The 25,079-nt window shown below is 51.2% G+C and carries 26 protein-coding genes and 1 tRNA gene; 16 read left to right on the top strand and 11 right to left on the bottom strand.

Going from position 1 to position 25,079, the window contains the following annotated elements:
- Positions 1–45: 45 nt before the first annotated feature.
- Both yjeM and epmA read right to left on the bottom strand, forming a co-directional pair.
- Entirely contained in the window at positions 46–1,548 is a 1,503-nt protein-coding gene (gene yjeM, locus OGV52_RS17940; RefSeq protein WP_287108897.1) for a glutamate/gamma-aminobutyrate family transporter YjeM, read from the bottom strand.
- Positions 1,549–1,762: 214 nt separating this feature from the next.
- Positions 1,763–2,740: an elongation factor P--(R)-beta-lysine ligase gene (gene epmA / locus OGV52_RS17935; RefSeq protein WP_003830517.1), complete on the bottom strand. Its 978-nt coding sequence runs from the start codon at positions 2,738–2,740 to the stop codon at positions 1,763–1,765.
- A 324-nt stretch (positions 2,741–3,064) separates the two neighbouring features.
- Here epmA and frdA point away from each other — a divergent pair, with 324 nt between their 5' ends.
- The 4 genes from frdA to frdD are packed head-to-tail and all read left to right on the top strand — an operon-like array spanning position 3,065 to position 6,355.
- Complete coding sequence (frdA, locus tag OGV52_RS17930; RefSeq protein WP_016151402.1) at positions 3,065–4,855, top strand: fumarate reductase (quinol) flavoprotein subunit; 1,791 nt, start codon at positions 3,065–3,067, stop codon at positions 4,853–4,855.
- Positions 4,848–5,582 (top strand): fumarate reductase iron-sulfur protein, encoded by a 735-nt coding sequence (gene frdB, locus OGV52_RS17925; protein ID WP_006686291.1) that lies wholly within the window; start codon positions 4,848–4,850, stop codon positions 5,580–5,582. The genes frdA and frdB overlap by 8 nt, the downstream gene beginning before the upstream one ends.
- 10 nt (positions 5,583–5,592) lie before the next feature.
- Entirely contained in the window at positions 5,593–5,988 is a 396-nt protein-coding gene (gene frdC / locus OGV52_RS17920) for a fumarate reductase subunit FrdC (protein ID WP_016151401.1), read from the top strand.
- A 10-nt stretch (positions 5,989–5,998) separates the two neighbouring features.
- On the top strand, positions 5,999–6,355 hold the full coding sequence (gene frdD / locus OGV52_RS17915; protein ID WP_003025535.1) for a fumarate reductase subunit FrdD: 357 nt from the start codon (positions 5,999–6,001) through the stop codon (positions 6,353–6,355).
- Positions 6,356–6,399: 44 nt separating this feature from the next.
- On the opposite strand, the gene ampR is transcribed toward frdD, so the two are convergent.
- Positions 6,400–7,272: a LysR family transcriptional regulator AmpR gene (ampR, locus tag OGV52_RS17910; RefSeq protein WP_287108896.1), complete on the bottom strand. Its 873-nt coding sequence runs from the start codon at positions 7,270–7,272 to the stop codon at positions 6,400–6,402.
- 131 nt (positions 7,273–7,403) lie between these two features.
- Here ampR and blaCMY point away from each other — a divergent pair, with 131 nt between their 5' ends.
- Complete coding sequence (gene blaCMY / locus OGV52_RS17905; protein ID WP_287108894.1) at positions 7,404–8,549, top strand: CMY-2 family class C beta-lactamase; 1,146 nt, start codon at positions 7,404–7,406, stop codon at positions 8,547–8,549.
- A 93-nt stretch (positions 8,550–8,642) separates the two neighbouring features.
- Positions 8,643–9,176 (top strand): lipocalin family protein, encoded by a 534-nt coding sequence (locus OGV52_RS17900; RefSeq protein WP_200080266.1) that lies wholly within the window; start codon positions 8,643–8,645, stop codon positions 9,174–9,176.
- Here OGV52_RS17900 and sugE read toward each other — a convergent pair.
- Entirely contained in the window at positions 9,173–9,490 is a 318-nt protein-coding gene (gene sugE / locus OGV52_RS17895) for a quaternary ammonium compound efflux SMR transporter SugE (RefSeq protein ID WP_016151397.1), read from the bottom strand. The two genes, OGV52_RS17900 and sugE, sit on opposite strands and share 4 nt — an antisense overlap.
- Positions 9,491–9,746: 256 nt before the next feature.
- Here sugE and OGV52_RS17890 point away from each other — a divergent pair, with 256 nt between their 5' ends.
- Positions 9,747–10,346 carry a LuxR C-terminal-related transcriptional regulator gene (locus tag OGV52_RS17890; RefSeq protein ID WP_047414968.1) on the top strand — a complete coding sequence of 200 codons (600 nt, stop codon included), beginning with the start codon at positions 9,747–9,749 and terminating at the stop codon, positions 10,344–10,346.
- Between the two features lie 30 nt (positions 10,347–10,376).
- On the opposite strand, the gene ecnB is transcribed toward OGV52_RS17890, so the two are convergent.
- The 3 genes from ecnB to efp form a co-directional block, all read right to left on the bottom strand.
- Positions 10,377–10,523, bottom strand: coding sequence for a lipoprotein toxin entericidin B (ecnB, locus tag OGV52_RS17885; RefSeq protein WP_216404276.1), 147 nt, complete (start codon positions 10,521–10,523; stop codon positions 10,377–10,379).
- Positions 10,524–10,630: 107 nt separating this feature from the next.
- Positions 10,631–10,765 (bottom strand): lipoprotein antitoxin entericidin A, encoded by a 135-nt coding sequence (gene ecnA, locus OGV52_RS17880; RefSeq protein ID WP_016151394.1) that lies wholly within the window; start codon positions 10,763–10,765, stop codon positions 10,631–10,633.
- A gap of 57 nt (positions 10,766–10,822) precedes the next feature.
- Positions 10,823–11,389 (bottom strand): elongation factor P, encoded by a 567-nt coding sequence (gene efp / locus OGV52_RS17875; protein ID WP_003025478.1) that lies wholly within the window; start codon positions 11,387–11,389, stop codon positions 10,823–10,825.
- A 41-nt stretch (positions 11,390–11,430) separates the two neighbouring features.
- Between efp and epmB the strand changes: the two genes are divergently transcribed.
- Together epmB and yjeJ are read left to right on the top strand one after the other, a co-directional pair.
- Positions 11,431–12,459, top strand: a complete 1,029-nt coding sequence (gene epmB / locus OGV52_RS17870) for an EF-P beta-lysylation protein EpmB (protein ID WP_287108891.1) — start codon at positions 11,431–11,433, stop codon at positions 12,457–12,459.
- 183 nt (positions 12,460–12,642) lie between these two features.
- On the top strand, positions 12,643–13,506 hold the full coding sequence (gene yjeJ, locus OGV52_RS17865) for a YjeJ family protein (protein ID WP_287108889.1): 864 nt from the start codon (positions 12,643–12,645) through the stop codon (positions 13,504–13,506).
- 86 nt (positions 13,507–13,592) lie between these two features.
- Here yjeJ and OGV52_RS17860 read toward each other — a convergent pair whose 3' ends face one another.
- The 3 genes from OGV52_RS17860 to OGV52_RS17850 all read right to left on the bottom strand — a co-directional run bounded on the left by OGV52_RS17860 (position 13,593) and on the right by OGV52_RS17850 (position 16,182).
- Positions 13,593–13,946: a DUF4156 domain-containing protein gene (locus OGV52_RS17860; RefSeq protein WP_016151391.1), complete on the bottom strand. Its 354-nt coding sequence runs from the start codon at positions 13,944–13,946 to the stop codon at positions 13,593–13,595.
- A 252-nt stretch (positions 13,947–14,198) separates the two neighbouring features.
- Positions 14,199–15,845, bottom strand: coding sequence for a chaperonin GroEL (groL, locus tag OGV52_RS17855; protein ID WP_003025464.1), 1,647 nt, complete (start codon positions 15,843–15,845; stop codon positions 14,199–14,201).
- A 43-nt stretch (positions 15,846–15,888) separates the two neighbouring features.
- On the bottom strand, positions 15,889–16,182 hold the full coding sequence (locus OGV52_RS17850) for a co-chaperone GroES (protein ID WP_000027827.1): 294 nt from the start codon (positions 16,180–16,182) through the stop codon (positions 15,889–15,891).
- A gap of 275 nt (positions 16,183–16,457) precedes the next feature.
- Here OGV52_RS17850 and yjeH point away from each other — a divergent pair, with 275 nt between their 5' ends.
- Positions 16,458–17,723 (top strand): L-methionine/branched-chain amino acid transporter, encoded by a 1,266-nt coding sequence (yjeH, locus tag OGV52_RS17845; protein ID WP_094762213.1) that lies wholly within the window; start codon positions 16,458–16,460, stop codon positions 17,721–17,723.
- A gap of 48 nt (positions 17,724–17,771) precedes the next feature.
- Here the strand turns inward: yjeH and OGV52_RS17840 are convergent, their stop codons facing one another.
- Entirely contained in the window at positions 17,772–18,248 is a 477-nt protein-coding gene (locus OGV52_RS17840) for an FxsA family protein (protein WP_016151389.1), read from the bottom strand.
- Between the two features lie 338 nt (positions 18,249–18,586).
- Between OGV52_RS17840 and aspA the strand changes: the two genes are divergently transcribed.
- The 6 genes from aspA to OGV52_RS17810 all read left to right on the top strand — a co-directional run bounded on the left by aspA (position 18,587) and on the right by OGV52_RS17810 (position 24,685).
- Positions 18,587–20,023 carry an aspartate ammonia-lyase gene (gene aspA, locus OGV52_RS17835; protein ID WP_016151388.1) on the top strand — a complete coding sequence of 479 codons (1,437 nt, stop codon included), beginning with the start codon at positions 18,587–18,589 and terminating at the stop codon, positions 20,021–20,023.
- Positions 20,024–20,138: 115 nt separating this feature from the next.
- A complete protein-coding gene (gene dcuA, locus OGV52_RS17830; RefSeq protein WP_016151387.1) occupies positions 20,139–21,440 on the top strand; it encodes an anaerobic C4-dicarboxylate transporter DcuA in 1,302 nt (433 codons plus the stop codon).
- Between the two features lie 131 nt (positions 21,441–21,571).
- Entirely contained in the window at positions 21,572–21,919 is a 348-nt protein-coding gene (gene cutA / locus OGV52_RS17825; protein WP_003025447.1) for a divalent cation tolerance protein CutA, read from the top strand.
- Positions 21,895–23,604: a protein-disulfide reductase DsbD gene (locus OGV52_RS17820; RefSeq protein WP_287108888.1), complete on the top strand. Its 1,710-nt coding sequence runs from the start codon at positions 21,895–21,897 to the stop codon at positions 23,602–23,604. Before cutA ends, OGV52_RS17820 begins: the two co-directional genes overlap by 25 nt.
- 36 nt (positions 23,605–23,640) lie before the next feature.
- Complete coding sequence (locus OGV52_RS17815; protein WP_008785982.1) at positions 23,641–24,216, top strand: transcriptional regulator; 576 nt, start codon at positions 23,641–23,643, stop codon at positions 24,214–24,216.
- 393 nt (positions 24,217–24,609) lie between these two features.
- Positions 24,610–24,685, top strand: a tRNA-Phe gene (locus tag OGV52_RS17810).
- The last annotated feature ends 394 nt before the right edge of the window (positions 24,686–25,079 follow it).

Genomic DNA, 25,079 nt, shown 5'->3' with positions numbered 1-25,079 from the left:
CGGCCTACGAAGAATCATTTTTGTAGGCCGGATTCAGCAGGAAGTTTACTCCACCGCCCACTCAGGCTCGTTGGCCGTGCGACGGCTGTAGTTCTGATAAATCGCCATTGCCAACAGCGAGAAGAAGATCGGGCCTCCGGTCATCCACAATGCGCTGTTCCAGTCCCCAGCTTCAATCACCGGCTGGATGATGGTGAACACATTGGCAAACGTCACCACCAGCACAACCACCGATGTGGCCAGTAACGTCGCCGCTCGGGTTTTAAAGACAACAAACGGTCTTTCCAGGCCCTTACGGGCTTTAAAGAACGGAAACGCCAGCGCGAGGAACAGATACGGCAGCGTCATCGAGACGTTCGCCATCAGCGTCAGTTTGTTATAGAACGCTGAAGCCGTATCGCCGCCAAACGAAACCAGCAGGATAAACAGGCTCACCAGCAGGCACTGCAACCACATTGCCGTCGTCGGCATCCCCACGGCATTCAGTTTGGTCATTGGCGCTGGCCACAGCGCCTTCGGCGTTCCCTGAATAATCGCTTTCAGTGGCGAATAGCTGAGCGTGAAAAAAGCGCCGGTATAAGCGAGAAACATAGAAAGCCCGGTGATACGCGCGAACCACACCCCCGTCGCCATCGCGGTTTCAGGAGAAACATGCAGCGCGTTACCTAACGTCATCCCGAGGCTTTTCATCAGGATATACGTTATATTGCCGAGGTTGACCGAGCTATTGCTTAATACTTGCTGCCAGTTGGTGCTAACGCCCCATAAAAATATGGCCAGTGAATAACCGACAGAAATGACAATCGCGGCAAAGACAATGCCTTTCGCAAAGTTCTTTTCTGGCTTTTCTGTTTTATCAACTAATCCCCCCACGGCTTCTATTCCGCCGTATGCAAAAATGGCAAACACAACAAATGACAACATGGCCAGACCGGACTGATATCCCGGATTAGGCGAGGAGATGAAATTAATATCCTGCGCAAAGTGACCACCAGTTAATAACAAAATAGCGACACTCACTAACAACAGAACTAAATTAAGACACATTACGGCAATTCCACCTACAGCCGTAATACGAGCAATCTTATTAATACCCCGGGAGGCCACGCAGGTTACCAGAATCATCCAACCGACGGCGAGCAACCCGACGACCTGCGTAGGCTCAAGCCCCGCAAAACGCCAGTGCTGCGTCATGTCTGCGCCAAATAAGAAGGTTGAAAAAGGTACCCAAACTTTCGCTGCGGTACTTACCATCCATATTACATAGGAAGAAAACCACATAAACGTGCCGATAAACGCATAGCGTGGCCCAACGCTATTATTCATCCACGAATAGATTCCGCCCTCTTCTTTCCGATAGGCAGCCCCCATTTCCGCCATCATTAAAGCAAATGGGATAAAGAATAATAATGCAGAAAATATATACCACGGAATCGCGCTATACCCCATTAGATAGAATGCGGAGGGGCTATTCGCAAAACCGAAAACAGACGTAAATATCATGAGGATGAGACCTATAAGGCTCATCTTTTTTATTGTTTGGGTCATTAAACCATCCCTTACTCTGGCAAGCGTTTAACAAACGCCACTCACCGGTTGGCACTGCCCTCTTTTCAGAGTTCAGCGATAGAAAAATCAACACAGAATTGATACCTGAACGATATCAAATATCCAGGAGTAAATTGTGGCTATTAGAGGGTAAATGAAAAAATATGCTACAAAGTGGCCATTTCACCGCCACTTTGTATGGAAGGAGAGTGCGTTACGCGCGATCGACGGTAAATGCGATAACCTCGGCCAGGCTCTCTGCGCCCAGCGCCAGCATCACCAGACGGTCAACGCCCAGCGCCACGCCAGAGCAATCCGGCATCCCCACTTTTAACGCTTCAAGCAGGTTGGTGTCGATAGGCTGCTGCGGCAAGCCACGCGCGGCACGTTTGCGGTTATCCTGTTCAAACCGCTGCTGCTGTTCGCGCGCGTCGGTCAATTCATGGAAACCATTCGCCAGCTCAATACCTTTGTAGTAAACCTCGAAACGTTCAGCCACGCGGTGATCTTCGGTACTGATTTGCGCCAGTGATGCCTGGCTGGCCGGGAAATGATACACAAACGTCGGTTTGTCTTTGCCAATATGCGGCTCAACGCCCATCGTAAACAGCAACTGCAGTAAGGTGTCCCGGTCTTCTTCGGTATCGGCGATATTGCTGAGATCCAATTTCGCCGCCACTTCCCGCAGTTGGGTTTTATCCGCAGACAGCGGGTCTATCTCCAGATGGCGCTGGAAGGCTTGCTGGTAAGAGAGACTTTCCGCAGGTGAGCAGTCCAGCACCTGCTGGAGCAAATCATCCACTTCATTCATCAGGCGATACATATCGTAGTGTGGACGATACCACTCGAGCATGGTGAATTCAGGGTTATGATGACGCCCCATCTCTTCATTACGGAAGCTGCGGCACAGTTGATACACCGGGCCGCATCCTGCCACCAGCAGGCGCTTCATATGGTATTCCGGGCTGGTCATTAAATAGAGATTCATTCCCTGGGAGTGTCCAGGGCCGACGAAACGCGTTTCGAACGGGAACAGATGGATGTCCGTTACCGTTGCCTGACTCATACAAGGGGTCTCAACCTCAAGCACGCCACGATCGGCAAAAAAGCGGCGAATCTCCGCTATAATTGCTGCACGTTTTAACAGATTGGGGATGGACGCGCTCGGCTGCCAGGTTGCCGTTTCGCTCATGGTTGTTTCTCCGATTTAAGACAAGGGCACGAAGTCTACTCGTATCGCGTTAACGAGACAAATTTCGCACGCCAATAATCCACACTGGCAATTGGATAAAAAAAGCGACATGGGGTGGTTTAGTAATTAAATTAATCAAATTCAATGATAATTCCCCCCTTTGACACGCTAAAAAAATCGAACACGTCAAATTTCCCGCACATCCCTGAGACTATACTATTGTACCTATAAAGGAGCAGTGGAAACGCGTTCATAACCTGTTTGAAGCCGATGAAGCATCTGATTTCAGGCAGGAATGAAATAACAACAATCTGGAGGAATGTCGTGCAAACCTTTCAAGCCGATCTTGCCATTATAGGCGCCGGTGGCGCGGGATTACGTGCTGCAATTGCTGCCGCACAAGCAAATCCCAACGCTAAAATCGCACTGATCTCAAAAGTGTACCCAATGCGCAGCCATACCGTTGCTGCCGAAGGCGGCTCTGCTGCTGTCGCGCAGGATCATGACAGCTTTGACTACCATTTTCACGATACGGTAGCAGGCGGAGACTGGCTGTGTGAGCAGGATGTCGTGGATTACTTTGTCCACCACTGCCCAACTGAAATGACGCAACTGGAACAATGGGGCTGCCCATGGAGCCGCCGTGAAGACGGTAGCGTCAACGTACGTCGCTTCGGCGGTATGAAAATCGAGCGTACCTGGTTTGCCGCGGATAAAACCGGCTTCCACATGTTGCATACGCTGTTCCAAACATCTTTGCAGTTCCCGCAGATTCAGCGCTTTGACGAACACTTCGTTCTGGATATCCTGGTTGATGATGGCCATGCTCGCGGCCTGGTTGCCATGAACATGATGGAAGGCACGCTGATGCAGATCCGTGCTAATGCTGTTGTGATGGCAACGGGCGGCGCAGGTCGTGTTTACCGTTACAACACCAACGGCGGCATCGTAACTGGCGACGGTATGGGCATGGCGCTGAGCCACGGCGTTCCGCTGCGTGATATGGAATTCGTTCAGTATCACCCGACGGGTCTGCCAGGCTCTGGTATCCTGATGACCGAAGGCTGCCGTGGTGAAGGCGGTATCCTGGTCAACAAAAACGGCTACCGTTATCTGCAAGACTACGGCATGGGTCCGGAAACCCCGCTGGGCGAGCCGAAAAACAAATACATGGAACTCGGTCCGCGCGACAAAGTTTCTCAGGCGTTCTGGCACGAATGGCGTAAAGGCAACACCATTTCCACCCCGCGTGGCGATGTGGTTCACCTCGACCTCCGTCACCTCGGCGAGAAAAAACTGCTCGAACGTTTACCGTTCATCTGCGAACTGGCGAAAGCCTACGTGGGTGTCGATCCGGTTAAAGAGCCGATCCCGGTACGTCCTACCGCGCACTACACCATGGGCGGTATCGAAACCGATCAGCACTGTGAAACCCGCATTAAAGGTCTGTTCGCTGTGGGCGAATGTTCCTCTGTTGGTCTGCATGGCGCTAACCGTCTGGGTTCTAACTCCCTGGCGGAACTGGTGGTCTTCGGTCGTATGGCCGGTGAACAGGCTGCAGAACGTGCTGCAACGGCTGGCGCTGCAAACAGTGCCGCGCTCGATGCGCAGGTTGCTGGCGTTGAAAAACGTCTGAAAGATCTGGTTAACCAGGAAGGTAACGAAAACTGGTCTAAGATCCGTGACGAAATGGGCCTGTCCATGGAAGAAGGTTGCGGTATCTACCGTACACCGGAACTCATGCAGAAAACCGTTGATAAACTGGCTGAGCTGCAGGAACGCTTCAAGCGCGTCCGTATCACTGATACCTCCAGCGTCTTCAACACCGACCTGCTGTACACCATCGAACTGGGTCACGGTCTGAACGTTGCTGAATGTATGGCGCACTCTGCTCTGGCGCGTAAAGAATCCCGCGGCGCGCACCAGCGTCTGGATGAAGGCTGCACCGAGCGTGACGATGTGAACTTCCTCAAACACACCCTCGCCTTCCGCGATGCTGACGGCACGACTCGCCTGGAATACAGCGACGTGAAAATCACCACTCTGCCACCGGCTAAACGTGTTTACGGTGGCGAAGCGGAAGCAGCCGATAAGAAGGAGAAGGCGAATGGCTGAGATGAAAAACCTGAAAGTTGAGGTGGTGCGCTATAACCCGGAAACCGATACCGCGCCGCACAGTGCTTTCTACGAAGTTCCTTATGATGAAACCACGTCACTGCTGGATGCGTTGGGCTACATCAAGGATAACCTGGCACCGGACCTGAGCTACCGCTGGTCCTGCCGTATGGCGATCTGCGGCTCCTGCGGCATGATGGTTAACAACGTACCTAAACTGGCGTGCAAAACCTTCCTGCGTGATTACACCAACGGCATGAAGGTTGAAGCGCTGGGCAACTTCCCGATTGAGCGCGATCTGGTCGTCGACATGACGCACTTTATCGAAAGCCTGGAAGCGATCAAACCGTACATCATCGGTAACCCGCGTACACCGGATCAGGGTCCAAACACCCAGACTCCGGCGCAGATGGCGAAGTATCATCAGTTCTCCGGTTGCATCAACTGTGGTCTGTGCTACGCCGCGTGCCCGCAGTTCGGCCTGAACCCAGAGTTCATTGGACCGGCTGCGATTACGCTGGCGCATCGTTACAACGAAGATAGCCGCGACCACGGTAAGAAGGAGCGTATGGCTCAGTTGAACAGCCCGAACGGCGTCTGGTCCTGTACTTTTGTGGGCTACTGCTCCGAAGTCTGCCCGAAACACGTCGATCCGGCTGCGGCCATTCAGCAGGGTAAAGTTGAAAGTTCAAAAGACTTTCTTATCGCTACCCTGAAACCACGCTAAGGAGTGCACGATGACGACTAAACGCAAACCCTATGTGCGACCAATGACGTCCACCTGGTGGAAAAAGCTGCCATTTTATCGTTTTTACATGCTGCGCGAAGGCACGGCGGTTCCGGCAGTCTGGTTCAGCATTGAACTGATTATCGGCCTGTTTGCACTCAAGCATGGTGCAGAGTCCTGGATGGGCTTTGTCGCCTTTTTGCAAAACCCGGTGGTGGTGATCCTGAATATTATCGCCCTGGCAGCAGCGCTGCTGCATACCAAAACCTGGTTTGAGCTGGCGCCAAAAGCTGCCAACATCATCGTAAAAGACGAAAAAATGGGGCCAGAGCCGATCATCAAAGGTCTCTGGGCAGTTACTGTGGTTGCGACAGTAGTAATACTGTTTGTTGCCCTGTTCTGGTAAGGAGTCCGGAATGATTAATCCAAATCCAAAACGCTCTGACGAACCCGTATTCTGGGGCCTGTTTGGTGCAGGCGGTATGTGGAGCGCAATCATTGCGCCGGTGATGATCCTGCTGGTCGGCATTATGCTGCCGCTGGGCTTTGTTCCTGATGCTTTCAGCTATGAACGCGTACTGGCATTCGCTCAGAGCTTCATCGGACGTGCGTTTCTGTTCCTGATGATCGTTCTGCCGCTGTGGTGCGGTTTACACCGTATGCACCACGCGATGCATGACCTGAAAATCCACGTGCCTGCGGGCAAATGGGTATTCTACGGACTGGCAGCTATCCTGACCGTTGTAACGGCTATTGGGATCCTGACCATCTAATCGCATGCGTTAATTATCAGGCCCGCCAATGGCGGGCCTTTTTATTAGTGCAGCATCCCGGTCAACCAGCGGGAAAACTCACGCATCGCGGACGTCTCCGGACGAGATTGTAAACGCGTTATCCAGTAACTCCCCAGATCAATCTGCGTTAAAAAAGGCTGCACGATACGTTCACTGCTGAGCAAATGCGTGAACATTCTAACCGGTGCAATTGCCACACCAATCCCCGCCTGCGCGGCTTCCAGCATTGAGACGGACGAGTCAAACACCACCACGTTGTGCGTCGGTGACGGAGGCGCTTCTCCGGCGGCCTGCATCCAAAGCGTCCATTCATCACGCCGATACGATCGTAATAACGGAAATTTCAGGATGTCCACAGGTGCTTTAATCTGCGAGGCCAATGTCGGTGAACACAGCGGAGACATCAGCGCGCTACACAAATATTGCGCATCGGTATCGTGCCAGGCTCCTCCTCCGTAGCGAATAGTATAATCCAGCCCTTCGGCGGCGGGATCCACACGGTTATTGTGGGTGGAAATATGCAAATCAATATGCGGACAGTGGCGCTTAAAGTCGCTCAACAGAGGGAAAAGACAACCTACCGCAAAGGTCCCCACCACGCCAATTTTAAGTTTTTCCTGAGTCTGTTTAGTGGCAAAACGATCCAGCATCCCCGCCATACGATCGAAAGAGTCATTAAGTACAGGTAACAGACATTCCCCTTCAGTCGTCAACATTAACCCTCGAGAACCACGCACAAAAAGCTGACAATTCAGCTGTTGCTCCAGCGCTTTTACATGTTGGCTTATTGCAGAATGCGTCACGTTGAGCTCAATTGCAGCGCGGGTAAAGCTGAGATGTCTGGCCGCTGCTTCAAAAGCCCGCAGCGAGTTAAGAGGGATATAGCTACGCGTCATTATCTGGCCTGTTAGAAAAACTTATATCTGCTGCTAAATTTAACCGTTTGTCAACACGGTGCAAATCAAACACACTGATTACGTCTGACGGGCCCGGACACCCTTTCGCTTTTAATTACGGAACTGATTTCATGATGAAAAAATCGATATGCTGCGCGCTGCTGCTGACAGCTTCTTTCTCCACGTTTGCCGCCGCAAAAACAGAACAACAAATTGCCGATATCGTTAACCGTACCATCACACCGCTGATGCAGGAGCAGGCAATTCCGGGCATGGCCGTTGCGATTATCTATCAGGGGAAACCTTATTACTTTACCTGGGGTAAAGCCGATATCGCCAATAACCGTCCAGTCACTCAACAAACGCTGTTTGAACTCGGATCGGTCAGTAAAACGTTCAACGGCGTGCTGGGCGGCGATGCTATCGCCCGCGGCGAAATTAAGCTCAGCGATCCGGTCACGCATTACTGGCCTGAACTGACTGGTAAGCAGTGGCAGGGTATCAGCCTGCTGCACTTAGCCACCTACACGGCAGGCGGCCTGCCGCTTCAGGTTCCGGACGACGTTACGGATAAAGCCGCGTTACTACGCTTTTATCAAAACTGGCAGCCGCAATGGGCCCCAGGCGCTAAACGTCTTTATGCTAACTCCAGCATTGGTCTGTTTGGCTCCCTGGCGGTGAAACCCTCAGGCATGAGCTACGAAGAGGCGATGACCAAACGCGTCCTGCACCCCTTAAAACTGGCGCATACCTGGATTACGGTTCCGCAGAGCGAACAAAAAGATTATGCCTGGGGTTATCGCGAAGGAAAACCTGTGCATGTATCCCCTGGCCAACTTGATGCTGAAGCCTACGGGGTGAAATCGAGCGTTATCGATATGACCCGTTGGGTTCAGGCCAACATGGACGCCAGCCAGGTTCAGGAGAAAACGCTCCAGCAGGGCATCGAGCTTGCGCAGTCACGTTACTGGCGTATTGGCGATATGTACCAGGGCCTGGGCTGGGAGATGCTGAACTGGCCGGTGAAGGCCAACTCGATAATTAGCGGTAGCGACAGCAAAGTGGCACTGGCAGCGCTTCCTGCCGTTGAGGTAAACCCGCCCGCGCCTGCCGTGAAAGCCTCATGGGTGCATAAAACGGGCTCCACTGGCGGATTCGGCAGCTACGTTGCGTTCGTTCCAGAAAAAAACCTTGGCATCGTGATGCTGGCAAACAAGAGCTACCCAAACCCTGTTCGCGTCGAGGCCGCCTGGCGCATTCTTGAAAAACTGCAGTAACGGACAAGGAGGCCCTGGATATTGGGCTTCCTTTCTTTCTCTTTTTTTCCTGCTGTCATCTACACTTAACAAAAATCCAGCAAGGAAAATCCCATGCGCATTCTGCCCGTCGTTGCTGCAGTTACGGCTGCATTTCTGGTTGTCTCTTGCAGCACCCCAACACCACCGAAAGGTGTTACCGTAGTAAATAACTTTGATGCCACACGCTATCTGGGCACCTGGTATGAAATTGCGCGTTTCGACCATCGATTCGAGCGCGGACTGGAAAAAGTGACTGCTACCTACAGCCTGCGCGACGACGGCGGTATCAATGTTATTAACAAGGGCTATAACCCGGACAGAGGAATGTGGCAGAAAACGGAGGGGAAAGCCTACTTCACTGGCGACCCAAACCGCGCTGCGCTCAAGGTCTCATTTTTTGGCCCCTTCTATGGCGGGTATAACGTGATTGCCCTCGACAGGGAATATCGTCACGCGCTGGTTTGCGGGCCGGATCGCGACTACCTGTGGATCCTTTCACGGACCCCTACTATTTCAGATGAAATGAAACAGCAAATGCTGGCCATCGCGACCCGGGAAGGGTTTGAGGTGAATAAGCTGATTTGGGTAAAACAGCCTGGCGCTTAGTGGGTGCTCAGCTTGAGGCCAATAATACCGGCCACAATCAGCCCGAGGCTCAGTAACCGCGCCGGGCTGGCAGATTCACCCAGCAGCAGAATCCCTGTAATGGCCGCCCCGACTGCGCCGATACCGGTCCATACGGCATAGGCGGTTCCTACAGGCAACGTACGCATTGCCCAGGAGAGCATGGCGATACTGACGATCATTGCCACAATAGTGATAATGCTTGGCGTCAAACGCGTAAAACCGTGGGTATATTTCAGGCCAATCGCCCAGACAACTTCGAGCAGACCTGCAATTAATAAAACGATCCAGGACATATCAGGCTCCAGAACAATGGGGCCGTCCCCGGTGAAAGAAGCATTTGCAGGTCGTCCTGCAAAGCTGATGTGTGAAATGGCATTTTTGCCCGAGAGAAAATGAATTTCAACCTTTTTATTCGCTGCCCGCTAAAAGCAAGAATTAAGCATAATTAGCGGCGTAGTTCCCGCATTTGGCACTCATCGGAGTTCTCTATGATGAAGGGCTTTCTGAATCCAGAAAGTCGATTGCCTCTCTTCTGAATGCGAAAAAGTTATGCTTAAAATTTTAGTGATTGACCGGTGCCACTTTACCCGCACAGGGATTGAGGCCTTGCTTAATCATTCTGGCAGGTTCAGCTCCTCATTTCTTGTGTCAGGGATCAATAATCTCCTGTTAGCAAAAGAGCATATTTTGCAGTGGAAGCCGCATCTGGTGATCGCGGATTTATACAGTTTTATTAGCGAGACGCATACCAGTCCGCCAATTAAACCCTTTTTCATGAGCTGCGGCGTCATCCCGCTGATTTTACTGCAATCAGTTGAAAGACAGCACGCCTCAATTGCTTCCTCTCAATCCGTCGCCTATTCGGTCTTAACCAAGCACACCACGCTGAACGCGCTCTCACACACGATTCAGGAGGCGCTACAGCTTCGCCCCACATTAGAAATAGCCGAAAACGCGACTCCGCTGCTTACGCCGCAGGAGGAGAAAGTATTGTCGATGTGGATGGATGGTGTGAGTAACAATGCGATAGCCGCCGCACTCAGCATTCATGGCAAGACGGTCTACACCTATAAACGGAATATCCGCATGAAACTGCACATGGGGAACCGCTTCTCGCCGTTTCTCTCACTCCCCGGGAAGGGGAATTAACGGTACGACGTGACGTCGTACCGTTCATGATTATTGTTGAGCTTTTGTCGCTGCACCAGAGATTGCGCTACCGCCTTCAGAGATATCCTGCCCAACACCTTTCGTGGTATTGCACGCAGTCAACGCTGAAGAAAGAACCAACACAGAAAAGATCGCAGCAATTGTCTTTTTAACCATAACGTCTTCCTTTTCTAGCCAATATTGTTTGTGTATAGCTCATTAATAATAGACAAGATCCGCAAGTGTGATGGATAAACAACCGTTTTTAAGACTATGAGAGAGTGTTAACTGGCGGCGTGAGAGATTGAATTGCCAAGATGTTTGATGTCTTCACCGAAGCCGCGCGCGGTATTACAACCCGCCAGGAGAGTGCTGGTGAAAAGGATGAGCATTACAAGACTGAGAAGACGTTTCATCATTCCTGCCCTGGAAAAAGTATGGCGCAGCAACCTGCGCCATAAGATCAAATAGATATCTTATTTTACGCGAGAAACGTATTCGCCGGAGCGAGTATCCACTTTGATCACTTCACCGATCTGTACGAACAGCGGAACTTTAACGACTGCGCCAGTAGACAGAGTAGCCGGTTTGCCGCCAGTACCAGCGGTATCGCCTTTCAGACCTGGGTCAGTTTCAACGACTTCCAGCTCAACGAAGTTTGGCGGAGTCACGGAGATCGGCTGACCGTTCCACAGGGTCACGATGCATTCAGCCTGGTCCAGCAGCCATTTAGCGTTATCGCCTACCGCTTTCTCGTCTGCAGCCAGCTGTTCGAAAGTGGTGTTATTCATAAAGTGCCAGAACTCACCGTCGCTATACAGGAAGGTCAGGTTCATGTCGGCTACGTCTGCGCCTTCAGCGGAATCGGTAGACTTGAAGGTTTTCTCTACGCGAGTACCGGTCAGCAGGCGACGCAGCTTAACGCGCGCAAATGCCTGGCCTTTACCTGGTTTAACGAATTCGCTGGCTTCAACCGCATAAGGTTCGCCGTCCAACATGATTTTAAGACCAGCACGAAAATCGTTGCTATAGTACGTTGCCATAAGGCCCTCTGAAAATTGTTAACTGGTAGCTAAGCCACAAAATGGCGCATATTGTAACCCTAAATACCCCATCCAGAGAAGATTGGTTATCGCAACTTGCCGATGTTGTGACCGATCCTGATGAACTTCTGCATCTTTTGAATATAGACGTAGATGAAAAACTGTTGGCCGGACGCGACGCGAGACGACTTTTCGCCCTGCGCGTACCGCGCGCCTTTATTGCTCGTATGGAAAAAGGCAATCCGGACGATCCGCTTTTGCGTCAGGTACTTACTTCCCAGGAAGAGTTTGTTGCTGCACCTGGCTACTCGACCGATCCGCTGGAAGAACAGCACAGCGTGGTCCCCGGTTTGCTGCATAAATATCGCAATCGGGCGCTGTTGTTGGTTAAAGGCGGTTGCGCGGTAAATTGTCGCTATTGCTTCCGCCGACACTTCCCGTATGCCGAAAACCAGGGCAATAAGCGCAACTGGCAGGTCGCCCTGGACTACATTAGCGCGCATCCTGAGCTGGATGAGATTATCTTCTCCGGTGGTGATCCGCTAATGGCCAAGGACCATGAACTGGACTGGTTACTCACGCAACTGGAAACCATCCCGCACATTAAGCGTCTGCGCATTCACAGCCGTTTGCCGATTGTGATCCCCGCGCGCATTACTGAAGGACTGGCCCAGCGCTTTGCGCGCTCCTCCCTGCAGATTCTGCTGGTCAACCACATTAACCACGCCAATGAGGTCGATGAGGCGTTTCACCAGGCGATGGTCAGACTGCGTACCGCTGGCGTCACGCTACTCAACCAAAGCGTTTTGCTGCGTGGCGTGAACGATAACGCACAAACGCTGGCGAACCTGAGCAACACTCTGTTTGATGCGGGGGTGATGCCCTATTACCTGCACGTACTGGACAAAGTGCAAGGTGCCGCCCACTTTATGGTCAGCGACGATGAGGCTCGTCACATTATGCGTGAACTGCTGACGTTGGTTTCCGGCTATATGGTCCCCAAACTGGCGCGTGAAATTGGCGGAGAGCCAAGTAAAACGCCGTTGGATCTGCAACTACGCCAACAATAACCATTATTGAGTGTCCGATTTCGGACACTCACCACGATTACTTATTATTTAAATCCTCACAAGTGGAGCCACGCTTTTAATCTGTGCTATTTTAATTAGCGCTATAAAGTCATTAATTCATAATTTGTATTAGTAGAACCAAATTCAGAATATTAATAAATATATGGTTAGGGAGAACCTTTTATGGCTATAAGTATTAAGGGCATTAATACCGGTGTTATTCGTCAAAAGAATGAATTTATTGCTTTAGCATTAAAGATAAAAGAACCAAGGAATAAATCGTCGTTATTTTTTCTTTCTCCGCTTGGGCTAAGAGATCTGCTTATCGCCCTGGAAAGCAGGCTATCCGTCAAACATCAGCTTAGCGAAGCAGAGCATGCGCAATATGAGAAGGAATGCGATAAAGTCAGCCAAAAGATGCACGAAAATATTCCTTTGATTCAGGAAGATGAGCTAAAAAATGCCGACATTAATCGCCGCATAAATTCGCTGATGTTAGTGGATGACAAAGGCGAAAACTTAACATTTTCTCTGACACTGCATGATGGACAAACGTGTGAATTACTGATTAATGAACGACAGATTCGGGTGCTGGTCCATGCTTTTATTCATGCAATAAATAATGCTGGCATGCGGGAATTAGCGCTACGAATTACATCGCTGCTGGATTTCCTGCCGCTGTACGATGTTGATTGCCAAGAAAACGACAATCTGGAATACGACTCTTATACGCACCCCGAATGGAAACAAAGCCTGTTTAATCATTATCTGGCGATTATTTACCGCTATACGGATGATCAAGGAAAAGCCCAGTTCTGTGGTTCGGTAGTAAAAACTCGCACCCCTTCCGGCAGCAAAGAGGCCGAAGCCATTACTCGCCGTCTTCTCGATTTCAGCCCACGGCTGAAAAAGCTTGCTGGTGTACCGTGCCAGGTGTTTGTCAGAACGTTGACGGGTGATAAGGCGCAAAAGCTCAATCAGGATCAGTGCCTGCGCGCGCTGCATCATTTACGCGCTCAGTCTGGGCATAACGCTCAAAATGCCTGATGTTTCTGCGCTTATCAGGCCGACGAATTTGTATCGTAGGCCTGATAAGACGTTTTAGCGTCGCCATCAGGCATCAACAGCATTTATCAATTTGGGCACTTATAAACCTGCCCAGTCATTTCACTGGCAGTAGGAACAAAGCTGGACAGCATTCCCTGTGATGGGCTGCTGACGCCATAAATCACGTTACCACCCATTGCCGCAGCCTGGTTACGCAGATCGTTTGCTGCGCCACGCATAGAGCCACCCTCTTCGCCGTGCTGGCCAGAAAGCCAGTTGCTTTGCGTACCGGTTGCAGTGCCAATCAGTTGACACTCTGCGCCAGGCTTCTCTTCGACGAAGCGTACGCTTTGCCCGGCTGAACTCAGTTCGTTGCTGGAGCTACAACCCGCCATCAGTAGCGCGGCACCAACGATCCCTGCTAAATATTTCACGTGCATGTCATTCCCCATAATCAATGAGCTGGACGTTATGTCCGTAGCTGAATCATATACTAAAAAGATGACCAAAAGAAAAACCCTCGGACATTTCTGCCCGAGGGTTTCTCATTTTTCGCGAGATACGTATTTAATCAAATAATTCAAGTTGCAGGCAGGCGGCAGGTTCATGAATCCCCCAGTGCTTACATGAGTAAGTGACTGGGGTAAACGAACGCAGCCAATGAACCTGCGGCTTGAAGTATGAAGATTAAATTACATCATGCCGCCCATTCCACCCATGCCGCCCATACCACCAGCAGCACCTAAGTCAGGCGCATCGCCTTTCGGCAGGTCAGTAACCATGCACTCGGTGGTGATCATCAGACCCGCAACAGAAGCCGCGTACTGCAGAGCTGAACGCGTTACTTTGGTTGGATCCAGAATACCCATGTCGATCATGTTACCGTATTCTTCAGTTGCAGCGTTGTAACCGTAGTTACCGTCACCCGCTTTCACGGTGTTAGCCACTACAGACGGCTCTTCGCCGCAGTTCAGTACGATTTGACGCAGCGGAGATTCCATTGCGCGCAGCGCAACTTTGATACCTACGTTCTGGTCTTCGTTCTGACCTTTCAGACCGGCAATTTTAGACGCTACGCGAATCAGCGCAACACCACCACCAGCCACCACGCCTTCTTCTACCGCAGCACGGGTCGCGTGCAGGGCATCTTCAACGCGGGCTTTCTTCTCTTTCATTTCAACTTCAGTCGCAGCACCAACTTTGATAACCGCAACGCCGCCTGCCAGTTTCGCTACGCGCTCCTGCAGTTTTTCACGGTCGTAGTCGGAAGTTGCTTCTTCGATCTGCTGACGAATCTGAGTCACGCGACCCTGGATTGCAGCTTCGTCACCCACGCCATCAATGATGGTGGTGGTGTCTTTGTTGATAACAACGCGTTTCGCCTGACCCAGATCTTCCAGAGTTGCTTTTTCCAGCTCCATACCGATCTCTTCAGAGATAACGGTACCACCGGTCAGAGTAGCGATATCCTGCAGCATTGCTTTACGACGGTCGCCGAAGCCAGGCGCTTTAACCGCCGCGACTTTCACGATACCGCGCATGGTGTTAACAACCAGAGTTGCCAGCGCTTCGCCTTCAACATCTTCAGCGATGATCAGCAGTGGTTTACCCGCTTTTGCTACTGCTTCCAGCACCGGCAGCATTTCGCGGATGTTGGAGATTTTCTTGTCAGCCAGCAGGATGAACGGGCTTTCCAGTTCTACTGCGCCAGTTTCCGGCTTGTTGATGAAGTAAGGAGACAGGTAACCACGGTCGAACTGCATACCTTCAACCACGTCCAGTTCGTCCTGCAGACCGGTACCGTCTTCAACGGTGATCACGCCTTCTTTACCGACTTTGTCCATCGCTTCAGCGATCAGTTTACCTACGGTTTCGTCGGAGTTAGCGGAGATAGTACCAACCTGAGCAATCGCTTTAGAGTCAGAGCACGGTACGGACAGTGCTTTCAGTTCTTCAACGGCAGCAGCGACAGCTTTGTCGATACCACGTTTCAGATCCATCGGGTTCATGCCCGCAGCAACGGCTTTCAGACCTTCAGTAATGATGGACTGCGCCAGTACGGTTGCGGTGGTGGTACCGTCGCCTGCAGCGTCGTTCGCTTTAGAGGCAACTTCTTTCACCATCTGCGCCCCCATGTTTTCGAACTTGTCTTCCAGTTCGATTTCACGGGCTACGGAAACACCATCTTTAGTGATGGTCGGTGCACCGAAAGATTTATCCAGAACTACGTTACGGCCTTTTGGACCGAGGGTAACTTTCACTGCATCTGCCAGTACGTTTACGCCGCGCAGCATTTTCACACGAGCGTCGTTACCGAATTTTACGTCTTTAGCTGCCATTTTCTCTTTCCCTTAAATTCGTATGTTCAGTGTCGTTCGCGGATTAGGCTTCAACAATTGCCAGGATGTCACTTTCAGACATGATCAACACTTCTTCATTGTCGATCTTCTCAGATTTAACACCGTAGCCATCGTTGAAAATAACGATATCGCCGACTTTAACGTCCAGCGGCTGTACGGTACCGTTGTCCAGGATGCGGCCCTTACCGACAGCGATGATTTCGCCACGAGTTGACTTACCTGCTGCAGAACCGGTCAGTACGATGCCGCCAGCAGATTTAGATTCAACTTCTTTACGTTTGACGATCACACGATCATGTAACGGACGAATACTCATTGATAGCTCTCCTTTGAGAAAGTCTTTATCAGTTATGGGTGACGCCGGCCCGTGAACGGTTTCCCGGCTAGTGACCAGAGAAATGGGGATGGGGCTTTGTACCTTCAAGGGGGCAAGCGAAAAAAAATTTATATCAGCAGAAAATTCCGTCAAAACGCCGACGCGCATCACATTTTATAACGATTTCAGTCACGTCGTCATAAGCAAATACGATTGTGATACCATCAAAAATCTGCGCTGTAGCCCGGTCAATGGGCATAACCGGATAACAACTTATGAGCGGACTGAAACAAGAGCTGGGACTGGCTCAGGGCATTGGCCTGTTGTCGACATCATTGCTAGGTACAGGCGTTTTCGCCGTCCCTGCGCTAGCCGCGCTGGTGGCTGGCAACAACAGCCTGTGGGCCTGGCCGGTGCTGATTGTTTTAGTCTTTCCCGTGGCGATTGTCTTTGCCGTACTGGGTCGTCATTTTCCCAGCGCGGGTGGCGTGGCGCATTTTGTTGGTATGGCCTTTGGCTCACGCCTGGAGCGCGTCACCGGATGGCTATTTTTGTCGGTGATTCCCGTCGGCTTGCCCGCGGCATTACATATTGCCGCCGGATTTGGTCAGGCGATGTTTGGCTGGCATGACGAACAGCTTCTGTTGGCAGAGCTCGGTACGCTGGCATTGGTTTGGTATATCGGCTCCCACGGTGCCAGCTCTAGCGCTAATCTGCAAACGGTCATTGCCGGATTGATTGTTGCCCTCATTGTCGCCATCTGGTGGGCAGGCGATGTGAAACCTGGCGAAATCCCCTTCCCTGCGATAACCGAGATTGAGCTCCCCGGACTGTTCGCCGCGCTGTCGGTGATGTTCTGGTGTTTTGTTGGCCTTGAAGCGTTTGCCCATCTGGCATCTGAATTCAAAAACCCGGAGCGGGATTTCCCGCGCGCGCTGATGATCGGCCTGCTGCTTGCGGGCTCTGTTTATTGGGCATGCACCGTCGTCGTGCTTCATTTTGGCGCCTACGGTGAGCAAATGGCGGCGGCGGCCTCACTGCCAGAGATCGTCGTGCAGTTATTTGGCGTACAGGCACTGTGGGTCGCCTGCATCATTGGTTATCTGGCCTGTTTTGCCAGTCTCAACATTTATATTCAAAGCTTCGCTCGGCTGGTCTGGTCGCAAGCGCAATATAAGCCGGAAAGTCATCTGGCGCGTCTGTCACCCCGTCACCTTCCGCGCAATGCGCTAAACGCCGTATTGGGCTGCTGCGTGATCAGTACGTTGTGCATCTATATGCTGAAAATCAATCTCGATGCGTTAATCATCTATGCTAACGGCATCTTTATTATGATTTATTTGCTGTGCATGCTGGCGGGATGTCGATTACTGAAAGGGCATTATCGCATGCTGGCGGTCATTGGCGGTCTACTGTGTCTGCTGCTGTTGGCAATGGTTGGCTGGAAGAGCCTGTATGCGCTGATTATGCTGGCAGGGCTGTGGCTGTTTTTACCCCGCAGGCCGGATAAGGTGACGTTGACACCGTCATCCGGCAGATAAGCATTTTGCCGGATGGTGCTCACGCTTATCCGGCCCGCATACTGATGCTTAATCCCGAGGATCGTCTTTATGATCAATACGGTTGCGATCGTCGTCTTTGCGCTGAAATTCGCCATCAAAGGTCTCACCGCCCCCAGTTCCGGCGCTGAAACCACCGCCCGGCATACGCGAAAAACGCAAATGCGGCAGCAGTTTCATCGTCAGATGTTTTTGCACCGGGGGTAATAAAAGAAGAAGACCGAGGAAATCGGTGAAAAAACCGGGCAGTACCAACAGCAGACCAGCAATGATCAGCGACACGCTCTTGATCATTTCTGCAGCAGGACTTTCACCAGCCGCCATTTTTTGTTGCATCAGTAAAAAATTTTTAAATCCCTGGTTACGAACCAGAGACATACCGATAACCGACGTAAAAATAACCAAAATCAGCGTCATCAGGACACCCAGGACATGGGCAACCTGAATAAAAATAGATATCTCTATGTAAACATAGAGAAAAATGGCAAGTAATGGTATCCAGCGCAAATGGTTCTCCTGTCAATAACAGTCGTTTTTTTCAACGCCTGTCCGATGAATTATGTGACTCGCATCAATTAGATGTTGAGGTGGTTAGCAAAATTTCAAGTCGCTTGTACACTTATTTTTAGTATTAATCCTAAAGGGGTGATCCATTTCACAGAATAATAAATAAGGGGTAAATTCCACGCTTTAAGTGATCCAGATTACGGTAGAAATCCTGAACCAGCATATGATCTCGAGTATCAGACCGATGCAGGGGATAATCGTCGGTCGAGAAACAATCGAAATCACATATATCCTGTGTGTTTAGTCAAATCATTGGCAGCTTGAAAAAGAAGGTTCACATGTTAAACAACATTCGTATCGAAGAAGACTTGTTGGGTACCAGGGAAGTTCCAGCGGACGCCTACTACGGTGTTCACACTCTGAGAGCGATTGAAAACTTCTACATTAGCAACAACAAAATCAGCGACATTCCTGAATTTGTTCGCGGTATGGTAATGGTTAAAAAGGCAGCGGCAATGGCCAACAAAGAGCTGCAAACCATTCCTAAGAGTGTGGCAAATGCCATCATCGCGGCGTGTGATGAAGTCCTGAATAACGGAAAATGCATGGATCAATTCCCGGTAGATGTTTACCAGGGTGGTGCGGGTACCTCCGTCAACATGAACACCAACGAAGTGCTGGCCAATATCGGTCTGGAACTGATGGGTCACCAGAAAGGTGAATATCAGTACCTGAACCCGAACGACCACGTTAACAAATGTCAGTCTACCAACGACGCTTACCCAACTGGCTTCCGTATCGCGGTATACGCATCCATCATCAAACTGATCGATGCCCTGAACCAGCTGCGTGAAGGCTTCGAACAAAAAGCTGTTGAATTCCAGGACATCCTGAAAATGGGCCGTACCCAGCTGCAGGATGCTGTACCGATGACCCTCGGTCAGGAATTCCATGCTTTCAGCGTACTGTTGAAAGAAGAAGTGAAAAACATTAGTCGTACCGCTGAGCTGCTGCTGGAAGTTAACCTCGGTGCAACTGCAATCGGTACGGGTCTGAACACGCCGAAAGAATACTCCCCGCTGGCAGTACAGAAACTGGCTGAAGTCACTGGCTTCGCCTGTGTTCCGGCAGAAGACCTGATTGAAGCAACTTCTGACTGCGGCGCATACGTTATGGTTCACGGCGCACTGAAACGTCTGGCTGTTAAGATGTCCAAAATCTGTAACGACCTGCGTTTGCTCTCCTCTGGCCCACGTGCTGGTCTGAACGAGATCAACCTGCCGGAACTGCAGGCTGGTTCTTCTATCATGCCAGCAAAAGTGAACCCAGTTGTTCCAGAAGTCGTAAACCAGGTTTGCTTTAAAGTCATCGGTAACGACATCACCGTTACTATGGCATCTGAAGCTGGTCAGCTGCAGCTGAACGTAATGGAGCCGGTCATTGGCCAGGCAATGTTTGAATCCATTCACATTCTGAGCAATGCTTGCTACAACCTGCTGGAAAAATGCGTTAGTGGTATCACTGCTAACAAAGAAGTCTGTGAAGCGTTTGTATTCAACTCCATCGGCATCGTTACTTACCTCAACCCGTTCATCGGTCACCACAACGGCGACATCGTCGGTAAAATTTGTGCCGAAACCGGTAAGAGCGTACGTGAAGTTGTCCTGGAACGCGGTCTGTTGACCGAGTCTGAACTGGACGATATCTTCTCTGCACAGAACCTGATGCACCCTGCTTATAAAGCAAAACGTTATACTGATGAAAGCGAACAGTAATCGTGTAGGGTAGTACCGGAGAAGGCACGTCATGATGACGTGCCTTTTTTCTTACTCGAAGTTACTTAAAAACAACAATTTAATATCAACTTGTTAAACAACAAGGAAGGCTAATATGATAGTTTTAGAACTTATCATCGTTTTGCTGGCAATCTTTTTAGGTGCCAGACTTGGGGGTATCGGTATTGGATTTGCAGGTGGGCTGGGTGTTCTGGTTCTTGCCGCTATTGGCGTAAAACCGGGTAATATTCCGTTCGATGTTATTTCCATTATCATGGCGGTTATCGCTGCCATCTCTGCCATGCAGATTGCCGGTGGTCTGGACTATCTGGTTCATCAAACTGAAAAACTGCTGCGTAAAAACCCGAAATACATCACGATCCTTGCACCAATCGTGACCTATTTCCTGACTATCTTTGCCGGTACCGGCAACATCTCTCTGGCAACTCTGCCGGTTATCGCTGAAGTCGCGAAGGAACAAGGTATCAAACCTTGCCGTCCGCTCTCTACCGCAGTGGTTTCTGCACAGATTGCGATTACGGCGTCTCCAATCTCCGCAGCTGTGGTTTACATGTCTTCCGTAATGGAAGGTCATGGCATCAGCTACATTCACCTGCTGTCCGTGGTCATTCCGTCCACTCTGCTGGCCGTTCTGGTGATGTCCTTCCTGGTAACGATGCTGTTCAACTCCAAACTGTCTGACGACCCGATTTACCGTAAGCGTCTGGAAGAAGGTTTGGTTGAACTGCGTGGTGAAAGACAAGTTGAAATCAAAGCTGGCGCGAAAACCTCCGTTTGGTTGTTCCTGCTGGGCGTGATTTGTGTAGTTGTATACGCCATCATCAACAGCCCAAGCCTCGGCCTGGTCGCTAAACCGCTGATGAACACCACCAACGCAATCCTGATCATCATGCTGAGCGTCGCGACGCTGACTACGATCGTCTGCCGCGTTGAAACTGACTCCATCCTGAACTCCAGCACCTTTAAAGCGGGTATGAGCGCCTGTATTTGTATCCTGGGTGTTGCATGGCTGGGTGATACCTTCGTATCTCACAACATTGACTGGATCAAAGATACTGCAGGTAGCGTAATTCAGGGTCATCCGTGGTTGCTGGCTGTCATCTTCTTCTTTGCTTCTGCGCTGCTGTACTCTCAGGCTGCAACTGCTAAAGCACTGATGCCAATGGCTCTGGCTCTGAACGTTTCCCCACTGACTGCTGTTGCGTCTTTCGCAGCTGTTTCTGGCCTGTTCATTCTGCCAACCTACCCAACGCTGGTTGCGGCGGTGCAGATGGATGACACCGGTACAACCCGCATCGGTAAATTCGTCTTTAACCATCCGTTCTTCATCCCGGGTACTCTGGGCGTGCTTTTGGCTGTCTGCTTCGGCTTCTTGCTGGGCAGCTTCATGCTGTAAGACTTTACTGCAGGGTGCCTTCGCGCCCTGCAGTTCCTCCTCCTCATCATCCTGCTTTAACTAACATCCTTCCCTCGTCCGTTGTATAGTGACCACTCTTTAGCTGGTTACTCTGTTCTTTCGAGGTGTTTATGCTTGATGTAAAGAGTCAGGATATTTCCATCCCCGATACCGTTGTGGTGCTCTGTACCGCCCCGGATGAAGCAACCGCCCAGGATCTGGCCGCCAAAGTACTGGCGGAAAAACTGGCTGCCTGCGTGACGCTGCTGCCTGGCGCGACCTCCCTCTATTATTGGGAAGGTAAACTGGAGCAGGAATATGAAGTCCAGATGATTTTAAAAACCACCGTCACACACCAGCAAGCCCTTCTCGATTGCCTGAAGTCACATCATCCATACCAAACGCCTGAACTTCTGGTTTTACCCGTCACTCACGGAGACTTTGATTACCGCTCATGGCTCAACGCATCCTTACGCTGATCCTGCTGCTGTGCAGCACATCTACCTTTGCCGGATTATTTGACGCGCCTGGCCGCTCGCAGTTTGTTCCTGCCGATCGGGCGTTTGTTTTTGATTTTCAGCAAAACCAACACGATCTGAACCTCTCATGGCAGGTTAAAGATGGCTACTATCTGTATCGCAAACAGATAAGCATTACGCCATCTCAGGCCGATATCGCCGAGGTAAAACTACCGCCAGGCGTCTGGCATGAAGATGAGTTTTATGGCAAAAGTGAGATTTACCGTAAACAATTGACTATCCCGGTCACGGTCAATCAGGCAAAATCTGGCGCAACATTGACGGTCACATACCAGGGCTGTGCCGACGCCGGTTTTTGCTATCCGCCTGAAACTAAAACGGTGCCATTAAGTGAAGTGTCTGCCAATACCAAGGCGACACCTGCGCCAGTGCCTGCCACCGATGCTTTGCAAGAGAGACCACAACCCGCAACCCAGCTTCCCTTTTCCGCGCTGTGGGCATTGCTAATCGGAATTGGCATCGCATTTACACCTTGCGTATTGCCGATGTATCCGCTGATTTCCGGTATCGTGCTGGGCGGCAAACAACGCTTATCAACCGGACGCGCGCTGCTGCTGACGTTTATCTACGTCCAGGGAATGGCGCTCACTTATACCGCGCTGGGTCTGGTTGTTGCGGCCGCCGGATTGCAGTTCCAGGCTGCGCTACAGCATCCTTACGTCCTGATTGGCCTTGCCGTCGTCTTTACGCTGCTGGCCCTTTCGATGTTTGGCTTGTTCACGCTGCAGCTCCCTTCATCGCTGCAAACACGCCTTACATTGTTGAGTAACCGTCAGCAAGGCGGTTCCCCCGGTAGCGTCTTTGCGATGGGGGCGATTGCCGGCCTCATCTGTTCTCCTTGTACAACGGCCCCGCTAAGCGCGATTTTGCTGTATATCGCTCAGAGCGGGAACATGTGGCTGGGAGGCGGCACGCTGTATCTGTACGCGCTAGGGATGGGATTACCTCTGATGCTAATTACCGTATTCGGTAATCGTCTGTTGCCTAAAAGCGGCCCATGGATGGAACATGTCAAAACCGCTTTTGGCTTTGTCATTCTGGCGCTCCCCGTCTTCTTACTCGAACGCATCATTGGCGACGACTGGGGCGTTCGCCTGTGGTCGCTGTTGGGCGTCGCATTCTTTAGCTGGGCATTTATCACCAGCCTGCAGGCAAAGCACGCCTGGATGCGCATCGTGCAAATTATCCTGTTAGCTGCAGCGCTGGTAAGCGTACGGCCATTGCAGGACTGGGCGTTCGGCGTGCCGCATGCTCAAACCCAGACACACCTTAACTTCACGCCTGTGGCTTCGGTGGATGCGCTAAATCAGGCGCTGGCACAAGCTAAAGGCAAGCCCGTGATGTTGGATCTGTATGCTGACTGGTGCGTGGCCTGTAAGGAGTTTGAGAAGTATACGTTTAGCAATCAGCAGGTTCAGCAAGCGCTAGGCGACACGGTGCTTTTGCAGGCGGATGTGACTGCAAATAATGCCCAGGATGTCGCTCTGCTGAAACATCTACAGGTTTTAGGTTTGCCGACTATTTTGTTCTTTGACGCCGAGGGGAAAGAGCATCCGGAGGCTCGGGTAACCGGCTTTATGGATGCCGCGACCTTCAGCGCACATTTGCGCGATCGCCAACCGTGAGCGACACTTGCAACAGGAAATACGGAGGAGAATACCGTGCAACGTGAAGATGTCCTGGGAGAAGCCCTGAAATTACTTGAGGTTCAAGGGATAGCCAATACCACACTGGAAATGGTGGCCGAACGTATCGATTATCCTCTTGATGAACTACAACGCTTTTGGCCCGACAAAGAGGCCATTCTGTACGATGCGTTACGTTACCTCAGCCAGCGGGTGGATATCTGGCGGCGTCAACTTTTGCTGGATGACACCCTGAGCGCTGAACAGAAATTACTGGCACGCTACACCGCGCTGTCCGAATGCGTGAGCAATAATCGCTATCCAGGCTGCCTGTTTATCGCCGCCTGTACGTTTTACCCCGATCCCGGGCATCCGATCCATCAGTTAGCCGATCAGCAAAAAAAGGCGGCACATGACTTCACCCATGAGCTGCTGACGACGCTGGAAGTTGACGACCCAGCAATGGTTGCCAAACAGATGGAACTGGTGCTGGAGGGCTGTCTGAGCCGCATGCTGGTGAATCGTAGCCATGCTGATGTCGAAACGGCACACCGTCTGGCTGAAGATATCCTGCGCTTTGCTCAGTGCCGTATGGGCGGTGCGCTGACCTAAGCAAGCATGCCCGCCAGGCCGAAATGAGTAAACACAGCGCCATCAGTCTCTAAAACGCACCATCGCCACGGTGGTGCGAAATACTCTGTTAAACGCCCGCCCAACTCATCGCCCGACACACCAGCGGGTCCTGCCGCAGCAATTGCACCGTTAGTTACTGGAAACGTCGGAAAGGTTTGTGCACAACTTGCGGTAGTGTGCGGGAGTAATACAGGCCGCGTAATGTTTTCGTCAGCCTTTGCTCATATAGAAGGTCAGATAGGTAAATTGCCTGGAAGTTTTGTGCAAACTTCAGGCATAATCGCACAGATTGCCGCAATATTAAGCGGTTGAACATCTTTTCCCGAAATTTGATTGACTGGCAGACGTGAATACGGTTTAATGCGCCCCGTTGCCCGGATAGCTCAGTCGGTAGAGCAGGGGATTGAAAATCCCCGTGTCCTTGGTTCGATTCCGAGTCCGGGCACCACTATTTAAAGAACCCGCCCTAGAGGCGGTTTTTGCTTTTATAGTTTCTGATACTTTCCAACCGATCATCTCTCAATATCTTTACTGCTCTACCCCTCACAAAATCCATATGCAAGATTAGTCGTGCCTTTTAACAAGCTGACATCTGGGTTTGGGGTTAACGTGATGGGACGTACAGAGGTCCGCGATCCTGAGCGACAGTACCTGTTACTCAACCCCGTGCACGGATAGCAGGTAATGTGCTGCCGGGAGAGCCTGGTGTGCTGCGCTTCTCAGGCCTGAACACCGGTTACAACATGATGGGCTGGATAAAACGGTACGCTGCATCCGGCAGTTTTCACTCCCTGCAGACGCAAAAAAGCCCATCCGGCAGGATGGGCTTCTTCACTTATTTG

The organism is Citrobacter sp. Cb041, assembly GCF_030336655.1.
Taxonomy (GTDB): Bacteria; Pseudomonadota; Gammaproteobacteria; order Enterobacterales; family Enterobacteriaceae; genus Citrobacter; species Citrobacter braakii.
This window is presented reverse-complemented; position numbering and strand designations above follow the sequence as displayed.

Excerpts from the sequence above, each read along its gene's own strand:
- ampR (WP_287108896.1), bottom strand. The coding sequence starts at position 7,272 with ATGACGCGTAGCTATATCCCTCTTAACTCGCTGCGGGCTTTTGAAGCA.
- yjeH (WP_094762213.1), top strand. The coding sequence starts at position 16,458 with ATGAGCGGACTGAAACAAGAGCTGGGACTGGCTCAGGGCATTGGCCTG.
- sugE (WP_016151397.1), bottom strand. The coding sequence starts at position 9,490 with ATGTCCTGGATCGTTTTATTAATTGCAGGTCTGCTCGAAGTTGTCTGG.
- yjeM (WP_287108897.1), bottom strand. The coding sequence starts at position 1,548 with ATGACCCAAACAATAAAAAAGATGAGCCTTATAGGTCTCATCCTCATG.
- frdB (WP_006686291.1), top strand. The coding sequence starts at position 4,848 with ATGGCTGAGATGAAAAACCTGAAAGTTGAGGTGGTGCGCTATAACCCG.
- yjeJ (WP_287108889.1), top strand. The coding sequence starts at position 12,643 with ATGGCTATAAGTATTAAGGGCATTAATACCGGTGTTATTCGTCAAAAG.
- OGV52_RS17820 (WP_287108888.1), top strand. The coding sequence starts at position 21,895 with ATGGCTCAACGCATCCTTACGCTGATCCTGCTGCTGTGCAGCACATCT.
- ecnB (WP_216404276.1), bottom strand. The coding sequence starts at position 10,523 with ATGGTTAAAAAGACAATTGCTGCGATCTTTTCTGTGTTGGTTCTTTCT.
- frdC (WP_016151401.1), top strand. The coding sequence starts at position 5,593 with ATGACGACTAAACGCAAACCCTATGTGCGACCAATGACGTCCACCTGG.
- cutA (WP_003025447.1), top strand. The coding sequence starts at position 21,572 with ATGCTTGATGTAAAGAGTCAGGATATTTCCATCCCCGATACCGTTGTG.
- ecnA (WP_016151394.1), bottom strand. The coding sequence starts at position 10,765 with ATGATGAAACGTCTTCTCAGTCTTGTAATGCTCATCCTTTTCACCAGC.
- OGV52_RS17900 (WP_200080266.1), top strand. The coding sequence starts at position 8,643 with ATGCGCATTCTGCCCGTCGTTGCTGCAGTTACGGCTGCATTTCTGGTT.
- epmB (WP_287108891.1), top strand. The coding sequence starts at position 11,431 with ATGGCGCATATTGTAACCCTAAATACCCCATCCAGAGAAGATTGGTTA.
- frdD (WP_003025535.1), top strand. The coding sequence starts at position 5,999 with ATGATTAATCCAAATCCAAAACGCTCTGACGAACCCGTATTCTGGGGC.
- epmA (WP_003830517.1), bottom strand. The coding sequence starts at position 2,740 with ATGAGCGAAACGGCAACCTGGCAGCCGAGCGCGTCCATCCCCAATCTG.
- OGV52_RS17860 (WP_016151391.1), bottom strand. The coding sequence starts at position 13,946 with ATGCACGTGAAATATTTAGCAGGGATCGTTGGTGCCGCGCTACTGATG.
- efp (WP_003025478.1), bottom strand. The coding sequence starts at position 11,389 with ATGGCAACGTACTATAGCAACGATTTTCGTGCTGGTCTTAAAATCATG.
- groL (WP_003025464.1), bottom strand. The coding sequence starts at position 15,845 with ATGGCAGCTAAAGACGTAAAATTCGGTAACGACGCTCGTGTGAAAATG.
- OGV52_RS17850 (WP_000027827.1), bottom strand. The coding sequence starts at position 16,182 with ATGAGTATTCGTCCGTTACATGATCGTGTGATCGTCAAACGTAAAGAA.
- aspA (WP_016151388.1), top strand. The coding sequence starts at position 18,587 with ATGTTAAACAACATTCGTATCGAAGAAGACTTGTTGGGTACCAGGGAA.
- blaCMY (WP_287108894.1), top strand. The coding sequence starts at position 7,404 with ATGATGAAAAAATCGATATGCTGCGCGCTGCTGCTGACAGCTTCTTTC.
- dcuA (WP_016151387.1), top strand. The coding sequence starts at position 20,139 with ATGATAGTTTTAGAACTTATCATCGTTTTGCTGGCAATCTTTTTAGGT.
- OGV52_RS17890 (WP_047414968.1), top strand. The coding sequence starts at position 9,747 with ATGCTTAAAATTTTAGTGATTGACCGGTGCCACTTTACCCGCACAGGG.